This window comes from Pseudomonas sp. FG98 (assembly GCF_057808595.1).
In genome coordinates, this window is the sequence record NZ_JBMDIJ010000097.1 from 1 (window position 1) to 19,689 (window position 19,689).

At 66.1% G+C, this 19,689-nt stretch carries 19 protein-coding genes; 5 read left to right on the plus strand and 14 right to left on the minus strand.

Annotation, left to right across the window (positions count from 1 at the left end; genetic code table 11):
* Positions 1-177 precede the first annotated feature (177 nt).
* Genes ACODSK_RS29030 through ACODSK_RS29055 form a run of 6 tightly spaced genes read right to left on the minus strand, consistent with a single transcriptional unit; the run spans position 178 to position 5,129 of the window.
* Positions 178-669: a DUF2878 domain-containing protein gene (locus tag ACODSK_RS29030; RefSeq protein WP_489021081.1), complete on the minus strand. Its 492-nt coding sequence runs from the start codon at positions 667-669 to the stop codon at positions 178-180.
* A gap of 2 nt (positions 670-671) precedes the next feature.
* Positions 672-1,928 carry a class I SAM-dependent methyltransferase gene (locus ACODSK_RS29035; protein ID WP_489021083.1) on the minus strand — a complete coding sequence of 419 codons (1,257 nt, stop codon included), beginning with the start codon at positions 1,926-1,928 and terminating at the stop codon, positions 672-674.
* Positions 1,903-2,715 carry a DUF1365 domain-containing protein gene (locus ACODSK_RS29040; RefSeq protein WP_489021085.1) on the minus strand — a complete coding sequence of 271 codons (813 nt, stop codon included), beginning with the start codon at positions 2,713-2,715 and terminating at the stop codon, positions 1,903-1,905. Before ACODSK_RS29040 ends, ACODSK_RS29035 begins: the two co-directional genes overlap by 26 nt.
* A complete protein-coding gene (locus ACODSK_RS29045; RefSeq protein ID WP_489021087.1) occupies positions 2,712-3,959 on the minus strand; it encodes an NAD(P)/FAD-dependent oxidoreductase in 1,248 nt (415 codons plus the stop codon). The genes ACODSK_RS29040 and ACODSK_RS29045 overlap by 4 nt, the downstream gene beginning before the upstream one ends.
* Positions 3,960-3,966: 7 nt before the next feature.
* On the minus strand, positions 3,967-4,710 hold the full coding sequence (locus ACODSK_RS29050; protein ID WP_489021089.1) for an SDR family NAD(P)-dependent oxidoreductase: 744 nt from the start codon (positions 4,708-4,710) through the stop codon (positions 3,967-3,969).
* Positions 4,707-5,129, minus strand: coding sequence for a nuclear transport factor 2 family protein (locus ACODSK_RS29055; protein ID WP_489021091.1), 423 nt, complete (start codon positions 5,127-5,129; stop codon positions 4,707-4,709). The genes ACODSK_RS29050 and ACODSK_RS29055 overlap by 4 nt, the downstream gene beginning before the upstream one ends.
* A gap of 163 nt (positions 5,130-5,292) precedes the next feature.
* Between ACODSK_RS29055 and ACODSK_RS29060 the strand changes: the two genes are divergently transcribed.
* Positions 5,293-5,910: a LysE family transporter gene (locus tag ACODSK_RS29060; RefSeq protein WP_489021093.1), complete on the plus strand. Its 618-nt coding sequence runs from the start codon at positions 5,293-5,295 to the stop codon at positions 5,908-5,910.
* 125 nt (positions 5,911-6,035) lie between these two features.
* Here ACODSK_RS29060 and glsB read toward each other — a convergent pair whose 3' ends face one another.
* The 5 genes from glsB to ACODSK_RS29085 form a co-directional block, all read right to left on the minus strand.
* Positions 6,036-6,956 carry a glutaminase B gene (gene glsB, locus ACODSK_RS29065; protein WP_489021095.1) on the minus strand — a complete coding sequence of 307 codons (921 nt, stop codon included), beginning with the start codon at positions 6,954-6,956 and terminating at the stop codon, positions 6,036-6,038.
* 64 nt (positions 6,957-7,020) lie between these two features.
* On the minus strand, positions 7,021-7,713 hold the full coding sequence (locus tag ACODSK_RS29070) for a class I SAM-dependent methyltransferase (protein ID WP_489021097.1): 693 nt from the start codon (positions 7,711-7,713) through the stop codon (positions 7,021-7,023).
* Between the two features lie 110 nt (positions 7,714-7,823).
* Positions 7,824-10,244, minus strand: coding sequence for a TonB-dependent siderophore receptor (locus tag ACODSK_RS29075; RefSeq protein ID WP_489021099.1), 2,421 nt, complete (start codon positions 10,242-10,244; stop codon positions 7,824-7,826).
* 100 nt (positions 10,245-10,344) lie between these two features.
* Positions 10,345-11,316, minus strand: coding sequence for a FecR domain-containing protein (locus ACODSK_RS29080; RefSeq protein ID WP_489021116.1), 972 nt, complete (start codon positions 11,314-11,316; stop codon positions 10,345-10,347).
* Positions 11,283-11,807: a sigma-70 family RNA polymerase sigma factor gene (locus tag ACODSK_RS29085; protein ID WP_489021101.1), complete on the minus strand. Its 525-nt coding sequence runs from the start codon at positions 11,805-11,807 to the stop codon at positions 11,283-11,285. The genes ACODSK_RS29080 and ACODSK_RS29085 overlap by 34 nt, the downstream gene beginning before the upstream one ends.
* Before the next feature lie 144 nt (positions 11,808-11,951).
* Here ACODSK_RS29085 and ACODSK_RS29090 point away from each other — a divergent pair, with 144 nt between their 5' ends.
* Both ACODSK_RS29090 and ACODSK_RS29095 read left to right on the plus strand, forming a co-directional pair.
* Positions 11,952-12,377 (plus strand): hypothetical protein, encoded by a 426-nt coding sequence (locus ACODSK_RS29090; protein ID WP_489021102.1) that lies wholly within the window; start codon positions 11,952-11,954, stop codon positions 12,375-12,377.
* A gap of 92 nt (positions 12,378-12,469) precedes the next feature.
* Entirely contained in the window at positions 12,470-13,168 is a 699-nt protein-coding gene (locus tag ACODSK_RS29095) for a hypothetical protein (RefSeq protein WP_489021104.1), read from the plus strand.
* Between the two features lie 50 nt (positions 13,169-13,218).
* On the opposite strand, the gene ACODSK_RS29100 is transcribed toward ACODSK_RS29095, so the two are convergent.
* The 3 genes from ACODSK_RS29100 to ACODSK_RS29110 form a co-directional block, all read right to left on the minus strand.
* Positions 13,219-15,537 (minus strand): TonB-dependent receptor, encoded by a 2,319-nt coding sequence (locus tag ACODSK_RS29100; RefSeq protein WP_489021106.1) that lies wholly within the window; start codon positions 15,535-15,537, stop codon positions 13,219-13,221.
* A gap of 78 nt (positions 15,538-15,615) precedes the next feature.
* Positions 15,616-16,734 carry an aryl-sulfate sulfotransferase gene (locus ACODSK_RS29105; protein ID WP_489021108.1) on the minus strand — a complete coding sequence of 373 codons (1,119 nt, stop codon included), beginning with the start codon at positions 16,732-16,734 and terminating at the stop codon, positions 15,616-15,618.
* A gap of 61 nt (positions 16,735-16,795) precedes the next feature.
* Positions 16,796-17,770 (minus strand): ABC transporter substrate-binding protein, encoded by a 975-nt coding sequence (locus tag ACODSK_RS29110; protein ID WP_489021110.1) that lies wholly within the window; start codon positions 17,768-17,770, stop codon positions 16,796-16,798.
* A gap of 34 nt (positions 17,771-17,804) precedes the next feature.
* Between ACODSK_RS29110 and ACODSK_RS29115 the strand changes: the two genes are divergently transcribed.
* Positions 17,805-18,929, plus strand: a complete 1,125-nt coding sequence (locus tag ACODSK_RS29115) for a GlxA family transcriptional regulator (RefSeq protein WP_489021112.1) — start codon at positions 17,805-17,807, stop codon at positions 18,927-18,929.
* Between the two features lie 66 nt (positions 18,930-18,995).
* Positions 18,996-19,544 carry a TetR/AcrR family transcriptional regulator gene (locus ACODSK_RS29120; RefSeq protein ID WP_489021114.1) on the plus strand — a complete coding sequence of 183 codons (549 nt, stop codon included), beginning with the start codon at positions 18,996-18,998 and terminating at the stop codon, positions 19,542-19,544.
* Positions 19,545-19,689 lie beyond the last annotated feature (145 nt).

The window sequence follows — 19,689 nt, forward strand, 5'->3', positions numbered from 1 at the left end:
CGGCTGTTAGCCGCGATGCGCCGCGCGGGCGGCGCTCGGTCTTGAGGGCGCTAGAAAAACATCGACATGCACTTCGCGATGCGCCGCGCGGGCGGCGCTCAATCTCAAGGACAGATGAAAATCTGTCGACATGCACCTGCCAGCCTGGATTCGATCACCAGCCAAGCACCCTGCACTTCACCCCCGAGCAGCCCAACGCAAACACAGCGGAAACCACACTCCCCAGATCGGCGCTAGCACCAGCCCGGTAGCCAAGTCCCCCAACGGCAACCCGACCCCGGCCAGGCGTGCCCCGGCCAGATACGCCAGCGGCCCGCCAAGCATCCCGCACAACACACCCAGCCACAGTGGCGAGCGCGTCCAGGCCAGGCTGTGACGCAAGCCGCTGGCCAGCACCAGCCACAGCAGGGCCAGCCATGGGGGCAGGGGCCATTGCCCAAAGTCGAAGATGCCCGCAGCGCCCAGCGCAGCGTCGAGCACACAACCCGCCAGCCCGACGCCTACCACCGCGCGGAGCTCCGCCCGCCAATCCGGGCACAGGCGCAGATGCACGATCAACCCGGCCGCCACCGCGACCAGCAACCACGGATAGCGCGCGCCCAGCACACAGCCCCACCACCCGCCCTGTAGCCACAGGGCGTTGCCGATCAGCCACGACCGCCGCGACATCCTCAGGCCTCGAACGGCGCCCGGCCTGCCTGCGGTCCGGCCCATAACAATTGCGCCACGCCGATCGCGCGCTCCTCGAAACCGCCCTGGCAGTAGCACAGGTAGAACTCCCACAGCCGCTGGAAGGTTTCGTCGTAACCCAGCTCGCCCAGCGCCGTGCGCGAGCGCTGCAGGTTGTCGTGCCAGTGGCGCAGGGTGCGCGCGTAGTCCTGGCCGAAGTCCTCCATATGCACCAGGTTCAGTGCGGTCTGGCGGCTGGCGGTGTCGAGCAGCACGCTCAGCGAGGGCAGGGCGCCGCCGGGGAAGATGTAGCGCTGGATGAAGTCCACCGAGCGCCGGGCCTGCTCGTAGCGCTGGTCGCGGATGGTGATGGCCTGCAACAGCATCAGGCCGTCGTCCTTGAGCAGGGCGCCGCACTGGCGGAAGTAGTCGGGCAGGTAGCGATGGCCGACCGCTTCGATCATCTCGATGGAGACCAGCTTGTCGAAGCGCCCGCGCAGGTCGCGGTAGTCCTCGCGCAGCACCTCGATGCGCGACGCCAGGCCCAGTTCGCGCACGCGCTGGCAGGTGTGGGCGTACTGCGCTTCGGACAGGGTGGTGGTGGTCACCTGGCAACCGAAGTGACTGGCGGCATGGATCGCCAGGCTGCCCCAGCCCGTGCCGATTTCCAGCAGGTGCTCGCCGGGCTTGAGCTGCAGCTTTTCGCAGATGCGCTGGAGCTTGTGCAACTGGGCCTGTTCCAGGCTTTGTTCGGGGCTTTGGAATTGCGCCGCCGAGTACATCATGGTCGGATCGAGCAGGTGCTCGAACAGGGCGTTGCCGAGGTCGTAATGGGCCAGGATATTGCGCCGCGAACCGCTGCGGTCGTTGCGGTTGAGGCGATGCAGGAGGCGCAGTGCCGGGCGGCCGAAGCGTGCCAGACCGCCTTCGAGAGCATCGAGCACGTCGAAGTTGGCGACGAACAGGCGCGTCACCGCGGCAAGGTCGGGGCTGCGCCAGTAACCGTGGATATAGGCCTCGCCGGCACCGATCGAACCATTGCCGGCCACCAGGCTCCAGGCGGCTTCGTCGAGCACCTCGACTTCGGCCTGCAAGGGCGAGGCGGCATCGCCGAAGCTCCATTGCCGACCCTTGCACAGCAGGCGCAGATGGCCGTAGCGCAAGCGCTGCAATTGCGCGCTGACCGCGCGCCTGGCCAGGCTGCCGAGCACGGGCGCCAGCCCCGCCGATTTGCTAACGCTCAGGATGGGTTGGGACATGGTCGGACTCCTCGTCAACGGCGTGGCCAAGGCCCAGGTTGCCCTGGCTGGCGTGGTGGTCATGGATGGGCGTGCGTTTGCAGAGCAGGCGCAGGGCCTGCCAGTAGATGGCACCGACGGTGCGCAGGCTCATCCACGGAAAACGGCGGATATGCCGGTGCAGGGCGGGGCGGTCGAGGGGCTGGCGGATCAGCGCGAGGTCGGCTTCGAACACCTGCTCGCCGTGGCGCCAGTTCTCCATATGGATGCGCAGGTGCGCGCCGCTGACACGGAATTCCAGGCGGTAGTCCATGTCCGGCGGCAGGAACGGCGAGACATGGAAGGCCTTGCGCATGGCGAACTGTCCAGCCTGGCCGTCCTGCACCGGCAGCACGTAGTGAAAGCGCTCGCGCCAGGGGGTGTTGCGCACTTCGAGGAGGATCGCTGCCAGTTCTCCGTCCGCCTCGTGGCAGAAATAGAAACTCACCGGATTGAACGACAGGCCCCAGCAACGTGGTTGGGTCAGCAGTTGCACAGGGCCCTGGGGACGCTGTCCGGTGGCCCGCTCGACCAGTTGCCGCGCCGCTTCGATAAGGGGAACACCTTGCCGGGTCAGGCTCGGCAGATAGTCGCGCTCGCGCCAGCTCAGCGGCGCCAGGCGGGATGCGCCGAGCCAGGGCGAGAGCTTGAGCAGATCGTCTTGCTCGTCCAGATCGATATGCAACATGCCGATCCGGTAGCGGAAGGCATGCACCCGCGGACCAAGGCGCCGATGGCTGACCCAGCCTTGGCACAGGCTGCTGTTCACAGGCGTTCTCCAAACAGCTCGGCGACCTGCAAGGCGCTGACCACGCCGTCTTCATGAAAGCCGTTGGTCCAGTAGGCGCCGCAGTAATAGCTGTGGCCAGGGCCCTGGATTTCGTGGCGACGAGCCTGGGCTGCAACCGCAGCGAGGCTGTATTGCGGATGGGCGTAGTCGAAGCGGGCAAGGATCCGCGCCGGGTCGATCAGTTCGCTCTGGTTGAGGCTGACGCAAAACGTCTCCGGCGCTTCGATGCCTTGCAGGATATTCATGTCGTAGGTCAGTGCGGCAGGCGCCTGGGCCGGGCCGCCGAGGCGATAGTTCCAGCTGGCCCAGGCTTTGCGCCGGTCGGGCAGCAGGCGCGTGTCGGTGTGCAGCACCACCTCGTTGCTGGCGTAGTGGATGCCGCCGAGGATCTCCCGTTCCGCCGCGCTGGGGGCGTCGAGCAAGGCCAGCGCCTGGTCGCTGTGGCAAGCGAACACCACCCGGTCGAAGCGCTCGTTGCCACTGGCGCTGTCGAGGGTCACGCCGCTGTCGTCGCGGACCACCCGCCGCACCGGACAGTCGAGGCGGATACGCCCGATAAAGGTCCGGCACAGCGGTTCCACGTAGCTGCGCGAGCCGCCCTCGATCACCCGCCATTGTGGCCGCTGACTGACCGACAGCAGGCCGTGGTTGCGACAGAAACGCACGAAGAATTGCAGCGGGAAGCCGAGCATGTCGGCCCGCGACATCGACCAGATCGCCGAGCCCATGGGCACGATGTAGTGCTCGATGAAGCGCTGGCCGTAACCGTGCTGGCGCAGGTAGTCGCCGAGACGGGTGGCCGGGTCGATGCGCTGGCCGTCCAGGTCGGCCAAGGCCTGGCGGTTGAAGCGCAGGATGTCCCGCAGCATGCCCCAGAACCCCGGCGACAGCAGGTTGCGGCGCTGGGCGAAGAGGCTGTCGAGGTCGTGGCCGTTGTATTCCAGGCCGCTGGCCGGGTCGTGTACCGAGAAGCTCATTTCGGTCGGCCGCGAGGCGACACCGAGTTCGTCGAGCAGGCGGATGAAGTTCGGGTAGGTCCAGTCGTTGAACACGATGAAGCCGGTGTCCACCGCGTAGCTCCGGCCCTGGCACTGCACGTCCACCGTGTGGGTATGTCCGCCGATCCAGCTGGCGGCTTCGAACACGCTGATTTCGTGGCGACGCGACAGCAGGTAGGCACAGGTCAGGCCGGCGATACCGCTGCCGATAATGGCGATGCGCATGATGGTTTCAGTCCTTGGTCATGCGCTGGCCGAGCTTGAGGCGCCAGCGCCCCGGCAACGCGCCGAGCAGGCGCAGTACCAGGATGAAAAGGGTTGGGAAGTTGATCTCCAGCGGACGCCGGGGCAAACGGGCAGCGATATGTGCTGCGGCTCGTTCGGCGCTCCACAGTTGCGGCATGGGGAAGTCGTTGCGCCGGGTCAGCGGGGTGTCGACGAAACCGGGGCTGACCAGGGTGACATCGATTCCGGCGCGGGTCAGGTCGATGCGCAGGGACTCCACCAGGTAGCGCACGGCGGCCTTGGAGGCGCCATAGGCTGCGGCGCGGGGCAGGGCCAGCCAGTCCACGGAGCTGCCGGTGACCACCAGGTGCGGGCGCTGGCCTCGTTGCAGCAAGGGCAGCGCCGCCTCCAGGCAATGGGCCAGGCCGAGCAGGTTGGTGCGCATCACCCGTTCCACCAGGGCCGCGTCGAAGTGCCCGGGTTCCAGGTACTCGCAGGTGCCGGCGTTGAGGATCACCAGGTCAAGGGCGCCCCAGCTGTCTTCGAGGAGCTTGCCGATGGCGGCGACGTCGCGTGGCTCGCCGATATCGCCGACGGCCAGCACGACCTGCGCCGGATAGCGGCTGCGCAGCGCCTCCAGCGGCTCGCGCTGGCGGCCAGTCACTGCGACCTGCCAGCCCTGTTCCAGCAGGCGCAGGGCCAGGGCGGCGCCGATGCCGCTGCTGGCGCCGGTCAGCCAGCAGCGCTTCATGCCAGACGGCCCTTGAGCCAGCCGATCATGCGTCCAAGCACCGGCACGTGTTCGTAGAGCAGGGCGCCGGCATCGAAGTAGTCCTGGTGAAACTCCACGCGCTCGCGCCATTGCAGATGGCTGCAGCCATCGAGGCTGATCAGGCGCCCGCCGTCCAGGCGCGGGTGGCGGAAATGCAGGGTCCAGCGCAGGTAGCCGTCTCCCGGTCGGGTTTCGCTGGCATCGTGGAAGTCGTAACGGATATCGCGGGCATTGGCGTACAACTGGGCGAAATACGCGCGCAGGGCGGGCAGGCCGTGGATCTGGTGCAGCGGATCGCGGAAGGTGATGGTCTTGCTGTACAAGTTGTCGAGGTCTTGCAGATTTCCTGTATCCAGCGTTGCAAAGCGTTCGGCAAAGGTTTCCAGGTACTTGGACATCCACGGCTCCCGGTCAATCTTGTACAAAAAGGAATTTTTGTACAGGTATTACCCAAGGCTAAGACAAAAACTGTACAAGTCAAATGCCCATGCCGATTTGCCCGGAGCTGGGTTAGGCTAGCCGTCTGTCAGATCTTTCCTACCTCACTCAGGAGACCCACCCATGCTTGGCGTGACCGACTATGGCGCCTTCGTGATCGCCTTCATCATCGTCCTGGCGATCCCCGGCCCTGGCAATTTCGCCCTCATCACTGCGACCGGCAAAGGCGGGATCAAGGCCGGGCTGGCGGCGACCTGCGGGGTGATCCTTGGCGACCAGGTGCTGCTGTGGCTGGCGGTGGCCGGGGTGGCCACGCTGCTGGCGGCCTATCCGGCGGCCTTCCATGTGGTGCAATGGGCTGGTGCGGCCTACCTTGCCTACCTGGGCATTCGCATGCTGCTGAGCAAGCCCGGTGGCGAACCGCGCAAGAGCCGCATGGACAATGGCCACTACCTGCGCCAGACCATGATGATCACCTTGCTCAACCCCAAGGCGATCATGTTCTACATGGCCTTCTTCCCGCTGTTCGTCGACCCGGTGAAGCACCAGGGCCTGGTCACCTTCGGCTTCCTCGCCGCCACGGTGGCGGTGGTGACCTTCCTCTATGGTCTGATCGCGGTGGTCCTGACCCAGCAACTGGCCGAGCGCATGCGCGCCAATCCGCGTATTTCCAACCTGTTCGAACGTCTGGCCGGGGCCTGCCTGGTGGGCTTTGGCATCAAGCTGGCGGCGATGCGCTGATCCGGCACCTTTTTGCCAGTGCTGGCCTCATCGCTGGCAATGCCAGCTCCCACAGGATGGCGTGTACCGCTGAACCTGTGGGAGCCGGCATTGCCGGCGATGAGGCCATCAGCCGCAACACAAATTCATGGCACCGCCGAAAACACCGACCCGGTAATTCGCTCGCTGAGCAGTTCCAGCGCCCGTAGCCCGGCCAGCGAGTTGCCCGAGGCATTCAAGGCCGGTGACCACACGCAGATGCTGTAGCGCCCCGGCACCACCGCGACGATCCCGCCACCGACCCCACTCTTGCCCGGCAAACCGACCCGATAGGCGAAGTTGCCAGCCTCGTCGTACAGCCCGCTGGTGGCCATGATCGCGTTGACCTGCTGGGCCTGGCGCGGGCTGAGGATCTGCTCGCCGCTGTGCGGGCAGTAACCGCTGTTGGCGAGGAAGGCGAAGCCACGGGCCACGTCGACGCAGTTCATCGACAGCGCGCAGTGGTGGAAGTAGCTGCGCAGCACCGCGTCGACATCGTTATGGAAGTTGCCAAAGGCGGTCATCAGCCAGGCCATGGCCGCGTTGCGCGCACGGTGCTGGTATTCGGATTCGGCGACCACCGCGTCGCTGACGATGCGCGGGTTACCCGCCAGACGACGGACGAAGTCGCGCATCGACAGGGCCGGGGTGGCGAAGCGCGACTGGTTGATATCGCAGATCACCAGGGCCCCGGCATTGATGAACGGATTGCGCGGCCGGCCCTTTTCCACCTCCAGCTGCACCAGCGAGTTGAAGGCCTGGCCAGACGGTTCGTAGCCCAGTCGCGACCAGATGTCCTCGCCGCTATGGCTGATCGCCTGGACCAGGCTGAACACCTTGGAAATGCTCTGGATCGAGAACGCCGTGTGCGCGTCGCCAGCGTAGTGCACCTGACCGTCCAGGCTGTGCACGGCGATGCCCAACTGGTTCGGCTCGACCTGGGCGAGGGCGGGGATGTATTGCGCGACCTGGCCCTGGCTGAGCAGGGGGCGGACCTGGTCGAGGATCTCTTGCAGCATGTCTTGCATCGCGACGGCCTTGGGTGCGGGGCGTGGAGTAGTCACAGACGATGCGCCACGCCGCCAAGGCACGTTACCTGCGACTGATCCACCCGTGCATCAGGCCAGCCTGGAAAAACGGCACCGATTCGCTGAAACCACCGGCCTGGATAATCTCCGCCACCCGTTCCCGCGGCAGGATCGCCACGTCCCTGGCGTAGGCGCTGCGGGCCTGCTCCAGCATCTGCGGCTGGACACCGGACGAGGACATCAGCGACATCCAGCCGCGCAGCAGGGTGTCGTAGGTGGGCGAGTTGGTATCGGCTGACAGGTCGGCGCTGGCGAGTAGGCCGCCGGGGTTCAGGCGCCGCGCAATTTCGCCGAAGAAGGCGCTGCGCACGGCGGGGTCGAGGAAGAACTGTGAAACCAGCAGGCAGGTACTGGCGTCATGTACCGGCTCGGCCGCGAGGGTTTCCAGGTAGCCCACATGGAAATCGCAACGCTGGACAAAGCCCTCGCGCGTCGCCCGCTGGCGACACACCTCCAGCATGGCGCCGGAAGGATCGACCGCGGTAAAGCGCCAGCCTGGATGGCGTGCCGCCAGGTAAGCGATTTCCACGCCGGTTCCGGCGCCGACGGCGAGGATCCGGGCATCCTCCGGCAGGCCGCCGAACAGCGAACCAAGGAGGAAGTGCAGGTTGTCGCGGAGCGGCGCCATGCCTGCCCATTGCTGGTCGTAGCCGGCGGCCTGCTGGTCGAAGAGAGCCTTGAGTTCGTCGTTGTGCATAAGCGAGCCTGCCTGATGGATAGCGAGGGAAAACCGCAGCGATAGCGGTGTTTCCCTCTATTCTCGCAGAGCTGTCAATCCCCCTTGCGTGCCCATCCAGGCCAGGCGCCTCAGAAATCCCAGCGCGTCGTCACCATCACGTTCCTCGGCTCGCCGTACACCGCCGAGTTGTAGAAGCCGATATTGGTGAAGTAGTACTTGTCGAAGACGTTGTTCAGGTTGACCGTCGCCGACAGGTTGGGAGTGATCTGGTAGCGGGTCATCAGGTCCACCACCCAGTACTGCTTCTGGGTGAAGTCTTCGTACTGGTTGCGTGGCGAGTTCCAGATCGACTGCCAGGCCTTGCTCTGCCAGCGCGCACCGCCACCGACGGTCCATTGGTCGAGGGCGCCGGGCAGCTTGTAGCTGGTGTAGACGCTGAGTTGGTCTTCAGGCTCGAAGGTGGAAATCTTCTCGCCCTGGTCGTCGCGCACCACCTTGTGGGTGTAGCCGGCCTGCACCTGCCAGCCCGGCTGCAGCTCGCCGGAAACCTCCAGCTCGAAACCCTTGGTCTCGGCGTCGGTGCCCTTGAACGCGTAGTTCGGCGGAGTCGGCGTCTGGTTGTTGTAATCGTCGTCGGAGACCGGACGGTTGCTCTCCTTGACCTCGAAATACGCCAGGCTGGCATTCAGCCGGCCATCGAAGAATTCACCCTTGATGCCGATCTCGTAGTTCTCGCCCTGGTCCGGGTCGATCAGCTTGCCGTCGCGATCAAGGTTGTAATAGTCCTGCGGCATGAAGATGTCGGTGTAGCTGGCGTACAGCGAGAAGTTGTCGTCGAGGTCGTAGACGGCACCGGCGTAGGGAATCACCCGGCCGTTTTCCCGGTAGGTGTCGGTGGTGCCGGTCAGGCTGTAGTTGACCACGCGTGCGCCGAGGATGAAGTGCAGGTCGTCCAGCACGTTCAGGCGGGTGGCCAGGTACAGGCCGTTCTGGCGGATCACGTCGTCGGTGATCTGCGCTGCTTCACCCCACTGCGGCTTGGCGATATTGCCGTGCCAGTTGAAGAAGTCGAACAGGTTGGGTCCCGGGTAGGTGACGTTCCAGAAACCCTTGCCGTTCCATTCGGCAATGCTGGTCGAGCCGCCCAGCACCAGCTCGTGTTCACGGCCGAGCAGACTGAACGGACCGCTGACGTAGAGGTCGGCGGAGTCGCTGCGGGTTTCGCCGCGATAGCGCTGGCCGGTGAGGCTGGCAGTGCCGTCGGCGTTCGGCGTCGAGCCCTGGATCGAGCCCATCTGCGCGTCGTAGCCATTGAGCTTGTGGTCCAGTTGCAGCTTGGTCACCCAGCCATCGCCGAGATCGTGTTCCAGGGTGGCGAACAGGGTGCGGGTGTATTGCTTCCAGCTGCTCCAGTCGGCGGCGTTGCTGAAGGAGCGCGAGACCTTGTTGCGCTCGCCGTTGGCGTTGATCAGCGGGAAGCTGCCGGACCAGGTGGAGCCGCGCGGATCGTTGTCCTGGTAGTCACCGCCGACGGTGAGCAGGGTGTCCGGGGACAGGTCGAATTCGAGGATGCCGTAGTAGACCTGGCTCTGGCTGGAGTAGCGGTCCATGAACGACTTCTTGTCCTGGTACGCCGCCACCGCGCGGCCGCGCACATTGCCGCTGTCGTTGAGCGGGCCGCTGACGTCCAGTTCGCTGCGGTAGTTGTCCCAGGAGCCGGCGCCCAGGGTGACGTGGCCCTGGAAGTCGTGGGTGGGCTTTTTGCGGATCAGGTTGATCGAGGCGCCCAGCGAGCCGGCGCCGACCAGCAGGCCGGTGGAGCCCTTGAGCACTTCGATGCGGTCGTAGATGGCCATGTCGCTCAGGGTGTTGCCGGCCGAGTAGCCGACATTGCGCACCGCCGAGGGGATGCCGTCGTACTGGAAGTTGTTGATCGAGAAACCGCGGGCGTAGTAGTTGCTGCGGTCGCTGTCGTAGGCCGACACGGTGATGCCGGGGGTGTGACGCATCACGTCGTCGACGGTGTCGAGGGCGAAGTCGTCCATGTGCTGGCGGGTGACCACGCTCACCGATTGCGGGGTCTGCCGGGGCGTCAGCACCAGGCGCGTGGCGGTGGCCAGGGTGCCGGGGGTGTAGGAACCGCTGCCTTCGGTGATGGTGCCGAGCTGGTTGGCGACGACCTGGGTCGCGCCCAGTTCCAGCATGCCGCTCTCGGCGGGAATGGCTTGCATCACGTAGCGCCCGTCGTCCTGGCGCCGGGCCTGCAGGCCGGAGCCTTCGAGCAGGCGGCGCAGGGCTTCGTCGACCTCGTAGCGGCCATCGAGGCCACGGCTGCTGCGGCCATCGGTCAGCACCGGATCGAACGACACGAGGATGCGCGCTTCGGTGGCGAAGCGGGTCAGGGCGCTGCCGAGGTCGCCGCGCTCGATATGGTAGTCGCGCACCTCGGCGCTGGCCGTGGCGGGCAGGGCCAGGCCCAGGGTGGTGGAAATCAGCAGCGCCCGGGCAAGGGACACGGCGAGCGGGGTGGCGTTGAACGGGAATGTCATGGCGGCTTCGTGCTCGTCTGGTTGGCAAATGGGGATGTGATCCCTCTGCTGGATGAGTCGAAGCAGCGCGACGAAACCTATCAGCGGCTGGCGAAAAAACTCAGCGGGGCACCAGGGTGACCCAGTAACGGGTGCGCTCCAGCCGCTTCACCGGCAGGCTCGCCTCCAGTGCGCGCAGGGCGCTGTCGGTGTCGTCGATGGAGAAGGTGCCGCTGATGCGCAGCCCGGCGATGGCCGGATCGCAGCGCAGCCAGCCTTGGCGGTAGCGACCCAGTTCGGCAATGAAGGCGTCCAGGCGTTGCCGGTTGGCGACCAGCAGGCCGTTGCTCCAGGCGTCCTGGCCAGGTGTGGTCGGTACTGGTTGCGTGGCGGCTTGCGGGGTGAGCGTGCTCTGCTGCCCGGCATCGAGCAACAACGCCGGCCCGTGAAGCGGGGTGAGTCGCACCTGGTGCTCGAACACCGCCACCTCGGCAGCCTGGTCATGCAGGCGCACCGAGAAGCGGGTGCCCAGTGCCTGGATGCGGCCTTGCCCGACTTGGACGAAGAAGCCCCGGCTCTGCGGGTCGTGGGCGGTGGTGACGAGGATCTCGCCACGGTGCAGGATCAGCCGGCGTTGGCCCTGGTCGTAGGCGACCTCCACTGCACTGTCGCTGTTGAGCAACAAGTGCGAGCCGTCGGCGAGGGTGACGCTCAAGCGCTCGCCACGGGGGCTTTGCAGCATCTCCGGCCGCTGATAGCGCCAGCCGCCATAGCCCAGGGCCGAGCCACCGGCCAGCAGCACGAAGCCCTTGAGCAGGCTGCGCCGGGACTGGCGTTGCGCTTGCAGCAGGGTCCGTGAGCCGACCCCTGGCATGCGCTGGAACTGGCCGAGGGTCTGCTGCACCTGACTCCAGGCCCAGGCGTTTTCGCTGCGCTGTTCCAGCCATTGCTGCCAGGCGCCGCGCTCCTGTTCGGCGGCCTCGCCATGCAGCCGGCTATGCCAATGGGCGGCCTGTTCCAGTGCCTCACGCTGCTGGTGATCGAGGCGCTCCAGTAGACTCAGGGCTGCAGCCCCAGGCGGTACAGGGTGCAGTGATGGGTGGCCTTGGCGATGTAGCGGGTGATGGTCACTTCGCTCAGGCCCTCGGCGGCGGCGATGGCCTTGTAGGTCATGCCGTCGAGTTGCGAAAGCAGAAAGGCGCGGCGCACGGCGGGGCCCAGGCCGGCGAGCATGCGGTCCAGTTCGCACAGGCTTTCGAGGAGCAGGGCGCGTTCTTCCTCGCTGATTTCCAGCGCTTGCGGCACCTCGGCCAGGGCGGCCAGCCAGGCGCGCTCAAGGCGATCACGGCGGTAGTGATCGATCATCAGGCGGCGGGCGATGGTCGCCAGATAGCCGCGGGGTTCGCGCACCGCATCGAGGCGCGCGTCGGCATCGCGGGCGGCGAGGATGCGGATGAAAACGTCATGCACCAGGTCCCGCGCCAGCTCGCGGCAATCGACCCGCGGGCGCAACCAGCCGAGCAGCCAGCGGTGATTGTCCTGGTAGAGCGTGCCTACCCGCTCCTGAATGCGAAGGTCCGACATGGCGAATCCAAAGGATGCAAATGAGAATTTGTCGCATATTATGTTTTTCATTAGCGGGCTTGCAAGGATGGGCATGAGGACTCGCTTGCCGGAAGCTGGAGCCTTGTGGGAGGGTGCCGGCACCACTCAAGGAGCAACGCCCAGATGACGGACCACAACCTCGCTCTCACCATCGCTGCCGCCCTCAGCCTGTTGGCGGCGCTTGCGCATCTCTGGTGCATTTACGTCGGTCCCGCCGGCTACCGCCTGCTCGGGGCGGGCGAGCGCATGGTGCGTGGTGCAGAGAAGGGCAAGGCCTTTCCAACGTTGATCACCTTGTTCATCGCAGCAGTTTTGACGGTATGGGCGGCCTACGCGTTGTCCGGTGCCGGTGTGATCGGCCGGTTGCCGCTGCTGCTTCCGGCGTTGTGCGTTATCACCTTGGTGTACCTGGCGCGTGGTTTTCTCGGGCCGCTGATTCTGCGCAAGACCGGGCATACGCGCCGATTTGTCGTGGTCAGTTCGCTGATTTGCAGTGGTTATGGGGTGGTGCATCTGGTGGGGCTGGTGCAGGTGTGGGGGCGGATCTGAACGAGGGTAAAGCAGGTCTGGATCATGGCAATTGAATATCGCGCCCATCTCGGCGAATATCCTGCGCTCTTTACCCGCCAAAGGAATGCCCGATGCGTCTGTTGAAAAGCCTGCTCGTTCTCTCTGCACTTACCGCCGCCGGTTGCGCCACCACCCCGCCAGTGCCGCCGCCGGAGTACCCGGGCATCGAGCAGTCGGCCTCGGTCAATATCCAGGACCTGCGTCCGGCCACGGAAAGCAAGAAAGAGATCTTCAGTCTGCTGGTCACCAGCGACTCCTACGGCCTCTACCGCATCGAAGACGCGGCGACCAAGCCTACCGGCATGCGCCTGCTGGCCCACCGTGCCTACGAAACCTTCCCCGAGCTGAAGAACGACCCGTCGATCAAGTTCCAGCATTTCGTTGCCTATTCGAACCTGCAATCGCACCTGCGCAAGACCTCGATACTGGCTGGCCTGACCGGCCCCATCGGTGTCGCCCTGCTGGCGTCCGATACACCCAAGCCCGGCGAAGTTCTGGTCACCCAGGTCGACAGCGCCCTGTTCGACAAGACCTCCGGCGACGAGGAATACACCCGCGCGCTGTTCACCGAGCAGGAAAACCCCGAGCGTGTCCCGGTGAACCTGGTATGGATCGACACCGAGATGCTCGGCAAGCGCGTTGCCAGCCGCTGCCTGGTGCCGCCGCAGGCGAACAAGCCGTACATGTACCTGGTGGAGGCGTTCGATCTGTGCATTGCCAAGCACCTGGACCTGTACAAGGCCAAGTCGGTGCAGACCGCAGCCAAATGATCCGGGCCCCCGGGGCCTGGCAAGGTTCCGGGGGTGAAGCCCGCGCGTCGCTAGAAGTCATACCTCCCGCTCAGCCCCAGCGTCCTCGGCGAACCCAGCACCCCGGTGTAGCCGCCATTCGGCGAGTTCCACAGGGTGGTGTAGTAGGTCTTGTCGAAGGCGTTGCGCAGCCACAGCGATACATCCCACTGACCGTCGCCAAGATCGCCGCGCACGCCGGCCGACAGGTTGACCAGCGCGTAGCTCGGCAAGCGGGCATGTTCCGAGTCATCCACCGTGCCCACCGCATGGGAGCGGAAGGCGTAGCTGGCGTTGACGTACGGACGCAGCGGTCCGGCCTGCCATTCGTAGCTGCCGCTGGCGTTGGCGATCCATTTCGAGGCCCCCACCACGTTATGCCCGCTGAGATCGCAGGAGGCCGGTGCGCCGGGGCGCAGGGCGATTTCGGCGGGGCAGGGGGCGTTTTCGTAGTCGCGGTAGCGCACGTCGTTCCATGAGCCGTTGAAGTTCAGGGTCAGGCCGCGCAGGGGCAGCAGGGTGGATTCGAATTCCACCCCGCGGCTGCGCACGTTGCCGGCGTTGGTCAGGTAGCTGGTGAGGTTGGCGTCGTCGTAGGCATTGGTCTGGTAGCCGTGCACCTCGGTCCAGAACAGGTTGGCGTTGAGCAGCAGGCGTCGCTCCAGCAGGGTGCTCTTGATCCCCAGCTCGGCGTCGTTGGCGCGTTCGCTGCCGATCAGCAGGGAGTCGGCACCGGCCACCGGGGCGCTGGCGACACTCAGGTTGACCCCGCCGGATTTCTCGCCGTGGGACAGCGAGGCGTAACCCAGCAATTCGTCGTTGAAGCGGTAGGCCAGGCTGAGCAGGGCCGATGGACTGAAGCTATAGAGATTCAGCTCGCCGGAGTCGTAGGCGCCAAGGCGCGCCTGGCGCACCGCCGCGGCGGCCCCGCTGACCGCCGCGCCGCCGACTGGCGCGTAGCGTCCGACCCTGGCCTGCTTGGCTTCGTAGGTACCGCGCAGGCCGGCGCTGAGGTCCAGGCGCGGCGTCAGGTGCCAGGTGCCCTGGCCGAACAGGGCGAAACTGTTGGTGTCGATATGGCCCTTGCCCAGGCTGTAGACGTCGTTCAACGCGCCTTGCGGAGTGCCGTTCCAGGTGTCGGCCAGCGGGCCGTAATCGGTGAACACCTCGTTGCGCATCTCCTGGCGGAACCAGTAGCCGCCCAGCACATAGTCGAAGAACTCCCCGGCCGGCGAAGCCAGGCGCAGCTCCTGGGAATATTGCTGGTCGCGAGCGGACTGGCCGACGTTGTCCATCACCGGCACATTCAGTTCGTCGTCGTTGCGCGGGGTGAAGTCCCACCAGCGCCAGGCGCTGATCGAGGTCAGGGTGTAGTCGCCCGGCAAGGTCCAGTTGGCCTCCAGCGAGGTGCCGCCCTGGAACACCTTCACACTCTGCTCGGCATCCAGATTGACGTGCCGCCCGCGTGCCAGGCTTGCGCCCACGGCGGCGGCGCGCTGCTCGTAGCGGTTGACCCCGTTGATGGTCGGGCCGCTGCTGAACAGCGAGCGGGTGCCGGCGCTGGAATCTTCCTCGTTGTAGTCGGCGATCCAGCGCAGGTTGAAGCGCTCCGTGGGTTCGAACAGCAACTGCGTGCGGAACCCCTGGCGGATGCCTCCGCCCAGGGTGTGGCCGTCGTACAGGTTGTCGACGTAGCCGTTCTCGCGGGTGCGGTAAGCCGAGACGCGGCCTGCCAGATGCTCGCCAAGCGGGCCGCCGAGGCTGGCCTGGGTCTGGACGTAGCCGTCCTCGCCAAGGGCGCTGGACACACTGCCTTCGGGGCTGAAGGACGGGCGCCGGGTGGTGATGTTGAGCACACCGGCGGTAGTGTTCTTGCCGAACAGCGTGCCCTGGGGCCCGCGCAGCAATTCCAGTTGCTCGATATCGAGCAGGTCGAACACCGCCATGCCCGGGCGGCCGAGGTAGACGTTGTCGAGATAGATCCCGGCGCTGCCTTCCAGCCCGTCGCTGGCCGGGTTGTTGCCCAGGCCACGGATCGACAGGCTCGACTGTCGTGCATGCATGAACGCGACATTCACGCTGGGCAGTGCCTGTTGCAGGTCCTGGACCCGGTACAGGCGCTGGTTCTCCAGGGTCTGGGCGGACAGCACGGTCATCGCCGTGGGCACCGCCTGGGCGTCCTCGGTACGGCGCCGGGCGTTGACCGTCACCGTTTCCAGGGTCGGGTCATCGGCCTGCGGCACATCGTTCGGCGTGGCGGCGAAGGACGGCGTGCAGGCCAGGGCCAGCACACCGGGTAGCAGATGGGGCCAGACGCACGCGCGGGCGGGTCGGGGCAAAGGCTTGGTCATCGGAAACTCCCGTGATGAAGAAAGCACTCGCTGCGCGTGGTCTGCGTAAGCGTGATGGGGCGGTGAAGGTGTAAGTGCTCAGTCGCGCAGCCAGGGAATGTCCTTGGCCTGGTAGCGGTGGGCGCGGAAGATCGCGTTGTTTTCGCCCGGCAGGTAGGCCCGCGAGGCGGCATCCGGGTAGGCGGCGAAATGCGGGTTGATGTATTCCCAGACCACTTCGCCAGCACGGGTCACTTCGAACAGGCGTCCGAAGTTGGCTTCGGTGATCAGGGTATTACCGTTGTGCAGGCGTTGCGCGCCGCCCATGAACGGGGTGAAGAAGGCGTAGCCGGGGGTGTCGGCATACTGCCAGTCGATGCGCTGGGCATGGGGATCGACCTCGATCACCCGCGAGTGCGGCATCGACACATGGGGGCGCGAGATACCGTTGTCGAATACCAGGATGCGCCCGTCCTCCAGCTCGCTGGGGCAATGCTGCTGCGCCACCAGGTCATGGCCCAGGCGCCACAGCACGCGGTCGCTGGCCTTGTCCACGGCAATCACCGACGACACGCTGCGCAGGCTGAGGATGACCTTGCCGTCGCGGCCGGGCGTCACCGAGTTGGTCATCGGCCAGTGGTAGCGCTCGAAGCAGGCGTGCAGTGGATAGTCCTCGGGGGCCAGGTGTTCCCAACTGCGCCATTCCCAGACCAGCTTGCCGGCGCGGTCGACTTCCTTGATCACGTCGCCGTAGATCACGCCGCCCGGCGCCTCGCTGCCGGGAATCCCACCCTGCACCCGGGCGGCGATGGCGGTCGGCAACGGCTCTGCGGTGCTGTACAGCAGGTTGCCGTTGTCCAGCCACTGGGCATCGTGGTGGTGGGCCAGGTCGGTGTACTCCCAGACCACCTCGCCGTCCGGGGTGACCTCGCTGAAGGCGCCGCCATGCCATACCGACCAGCCCGGGAACAGCTCCGGCGAGTCCGGGTGATTGCCGTTGTAGCCGAGGTTGCCGTTGGCCAGGATCACTGCGTCGCGGCCGGGGCGTTGCGGCAATTGCCAGTGGTGGACCTGCTCGCCGCGCAGGTTGATGAGGAATACCTGGCCGCCGGCGGTCTGCGGGGCGAACAGGGTGTAGCCGCCGGCCGAGCGTTCGGCATCGAGGCCGATCAGGCCGGTGGCATGGCGGCGCAGGGTAGTGCGATCGAGGATGGTCATGGCTTTTCTCCGGGTGTGCGTGGCCCTGCCGGCTGGTGCGGCATGGCGTTCGGGGCAGGGATCAGGGGTGGGTGGGCAGCAGGCGGTTATAGCGCGGGTCGAAGCCGTCGCTGACCTGCAATGGCCGTGGAATCAGCCGGGCTGCGGCGAAGCGGTCGGCGAGGCGCTGTTGCAGGGCGGCGACCCGGGCGTCCAGCGGTACGTAACGCAGGTGTTGGCGAGCGAGCATTTCCTGCAGCAGGGGCAGCGGCAGGCGAGTGACCTCGGCCAGGCGTTCGGCCCAGGCCTGGGGGTGATCGGTGGCCCAATCCTGGGCCCGGGCCAGGCGCTGGATAAAGTCGCCGAGCAATTCGCTCTTCTGCGGATCGGTCAGGGCCTTGAGGCTGGCGACGGTGAAGTTCAACCCGGTTTCCGGCCAGTGGCTGCCGTCGACCAGGACCCGTGCGCCACGGGACGTTGCCTGGCCGACGAAGGGGTACCACACCGCCCAGGCCGCCAGCTTGCCGCTGGCGAAGGCGTTCTGCGCATCGACCGGGCTGGCGTAGACCACCTCGACCGCCTTGCTGTCCAGACCCGCGTCGGCCAGTGCGGCGAGCAGCAGGTAATGACCGCTGGTGCCCTTGGCCACGGCTACGCGCTGGCCTTTGAGATCAGCTACCGATTGGATCGGCGAGTCGCCCTGGACCAGCAGGGCATTGTTGTTCTGCGCGCCCTCGGCAGCGGCGACGATGCGGACGTCGAAGCCTCCGGCCTGGGCGAAGATCGGCGGTGCGTTGCCGACCACGCCGACGTCGACGGCGGCGGCGTTCAGCGCTTCCATCAGGGCGGTGCCGGTGCCGAAGGGGTGCCAGTCGAGGCGGTAGGGCAGATCCCGATCTTCTCCGGCAGCCTGGAGCAGGGCCTGGATCAACCCGCTCTGGTCGCCGACTTCCAGTTCCGCTGCCTGCGCCGGCAAGCTGCCCAGCAAGGCAGCGAGCAGCAGCAATGAGGAAAGTTGTTGGCGCAGGCGCTTGGCAGGGAAGCACTTTGTCGGCATCGTCGCGGCTCTCGAATCGGAAAGTGCACCCAGTATGTCCACGCCCCTGAATCGCCACCATGCCAAACACCCCTCGTTTTCTGCCATCGGCACGCCGCGCACCGTGCTGGTGCTGGCGTTCCCCGGGGCGCTGCTGCTCAACGCCGCCGGCCCGCTGGAAGTGTTTGCCGCCGCCCCGCGGGTACTGGGCGGGGAATTGCTGGCCAGGGCGCCGTACACCATCGTCCTGGCTTCTCCGGACGGCGGCGAGGTCGAGAGCATTTCCGGCATTGTGGTGGTGACGCGTTCGCTGGCGCAGGTCGAGGACATCGAGGTGGACACCTTGATCGTCATCGGCGGGCCGGGTGTGGCCGAGCTTGAGGTCGACGAGCGGGTCAAGGCCTGGTTGCAGCGCCGTGCACCGCAGGCCCGGCGCCTGTGTTCCATCGGTACTGGCGCCTTTGCCCTGGCGGCCGCCGGCTTGCTCGACGACCGCCAGGTGGTGACCCACTGGAAATTCGCCGAGGCGTTGCAGCAGTACCCGGCGTTACGCGTGGAGCGCGAGGCGTTGTATCTGCATGACGGCCATCTGTGGACCTGCGGTGGTGCCAGCGCGGGAATCGATCTTGGTCTGGCGCTGCTCGAAGAAGACCTTGGCCCCCATGCAGCGCTGGCGTTGGCGCGTTATTTCACCCTGTTCCTGCGGCGTTCGGCGCAGCAGGCCCAGCTCAGTGCTCCGCTCAAGGCACAGAGCGATGCCTTGCGCAGCGACCGTGACCAGCGCCTGGTGCGTCTGCATGCCTGGATCGCGGAAAACCTTGATGGCGACCTGCGCGTGGAGCGCCTGGCGGAGCGCTTCGGCATGAGTCCACGGCACTTCGCCCGGGCCTACACCGCCGCCACCGGTGGAACCCCGGCACAGACCGTGGAGACCTTGCGTCTGGAGGCCGCCTGCCGGCTGCTGGAAACCAGCCAGGAGCCGATCAAGCGCATTGCCGAGACGGTCGGCTTCGGCAACGAGGAGCGGATGCGCCGCAGTTTCCAGCGCCAGCTTGGCGTAAGCCCGCTGGGCTATCGCTCGCGCTCGCGGGTGGCGGGTGGGCCGGAGCCACTGGCAGGGCAGACCGGCTATCGCCATGGCGCCGGCCTGGCGATCGCTCTGGATCACCTTGCCCAGTGAGTCTGGCGGACTGCGTCAACCCTGTTATCCTTCCCCGCCTATTTCCCCCGCACTACCGAGGCAGGCATGGGCCGACCGCGCAAAGAAGACTCCCTGGGTCTTGAAATCAAGAACGTGATCATCGACGCAGCGCTGGCGATGATCGTCGAGGATGGCGTGGTCGGCGCCACCTCCCGACGCATCGCAGCGCGGGCCAAGGTGTCGCCGGGCACGGTGACCTATCACTTCAACGGCATGAACGAAATCATCGCGGCGGCCTTCGTGCGCATGAGCGAGGAGATCGCTGCGGTCTACTTCAGCAGGCTGCGCGAGGCTCGCGACAAGGTCCAGGCGCGGGAGGTGGTGGCCGATCTGATCTGTGGTGATCTGTGGAAGGCCTCGGGGCAGATGTTGCTGGTGTTCGAGCTGTACTCCTTCGTTTCGCGCTTTCCCGAGTACATGCACATCATGGATGACTGGATGGCCCTGTCGCGCCAGGCGCTGCAGATCCATTTCGACGAGCGCGCGGCCCGGGCCATCGATGCCTTGATCGAAGGATTCACCATCCATAACACGCTGGGCAAGACACCGGTGGAGCGGGGCGAGATCCTGCGTTTGATCGAGGCGGTTTCTTGACGTAGCGGGCACATCATTGGAACGCAAACACCTGGCGGGAAATTGCATCAGGGCCGGGAGGTGCATGCCTTGATTCTTGTTGCGTTCTTGAGATCGAGCGCCGCCCGCGCGGCGCATCGCGGCTAACAGCCGCTTGTATGGTAGG

Coding starts and splice junctions, on each gene's coding strand:
- ACODSK_RS29030 (WP_489021081.1), bottom strand. CDS start 669: ATGTCGCGGCGGTCGTGGCTGATCGGCAACGCCCTGTGGCTACAGGGC.
- ACODSK_RS29035 (WP_489021083.1), bottom strand. CDS start 1,928: ATGTCCCAACCCATCCTGAGCGTTAGCAAATCGGCGGGGCTGGCGCCC.
- ACODSK_RS29045 (WP_489021087.1), bottom strand. CDS start 3,959: ATGCGCATCGCCATTATCGGCAGCGGTATCGCCGGCCTGACCTGTGCC.
- ACODSK_RS29050 (WP_489021089.1), bottom strand. CDS start 4,710: ATGAAGCGCTGCTGGCTGACCGGCGCCAGCAGCGGCATCGGCGCCGCC.
- ACODSK_RS29055 (WP_489021091.1), bottom strand. CDS start 5,129: ATGTCCAAGTACCTGGAAACCTTTGCCGAACGCTTTGCAACGCTGGAT.
- ACODSK_RS29060 (WP_489021093.1), top strand. CDS start 5,293: ATGCTTGGCGTGACCGACTATGGCGCCTTCGTGATCGCCTTCATCATC.
- glsB (WP_489021095.1), bottom strand. CDS start 6,956: ATGCAAGACATGCTGCAAGAGATCCTCGACCAGGTCCGCCCCCTGCTC.
- ACODSK_RS29070 (WP_489021097.1), bottom strand. CDS start 7,713: ATGCACAACGACGAACTCAAGGCTCTCTTCGACCAGCAGGCCGCCGGC.
- ACODSK_RS29075 (WP_489021099.1), bottom strand. CDS start 10,244: ATGACATTCCCGTTCAACGCCACCCCGCTCGCCGTGTCCCTTGCCCGG.
- ACODSK_RS29085 (WP_489021101.1), bottom strand. CDS start 11,807: ATGTCGGACCTTCGCATTCAGGAGCGGGTAGGCACGCTCTACCAGGAC.
- ACODSK_RS29090 (WP_489021102.1), top strand. CDS start 11,952: ATGACGGACCACAACCTCGCTCTCACCATCGCTGCCGCCCTCAGCCTG.
- ACODSK_RS29095 (WP_489021104.1), top strand. CDS start 12,470: ATGCGTCTGTTGAAAAGCCTGCTCGTTCTCTCTGCACTTACCGCCGCC.
- ACODSK_RS29100 (WP_489021106.1), bottom strand. CDS start 15,537: ATGACCAAGCCTTTGCCCCGACCCGCCCGCGCGTGCGTCTGGCCCCAT.
- ACODSK_RS29105 (WP_489021108.1), bottom strand. CDS start 16,734: ATGACCATCCTCGATCGCACTACCCTGCGCCGCCATGCCACCGGCCTG.
- ACODSK_RS29110 (WP_489021110.1), bottom strand. CDS start 17,770: ATGCCGACAAAGTGCTTCCCTGCCAAGCGCCTGCGCCAACAACTTTCC.
- ACODSK_RS29115 (WP_489021112.1), top strand. CDS start 17,805: ATGTCCACGCCCCTGAATCGCCACCATGCCAAACACCCCTCGTTTTCT.
- ACODSK_RS29120 (WP_489021114.1), top strand. CDS start 18,996: ATGGGCCGACCGCGCAAAGAAGACTCCCTGGGTCTTGAAATCAAGAAC.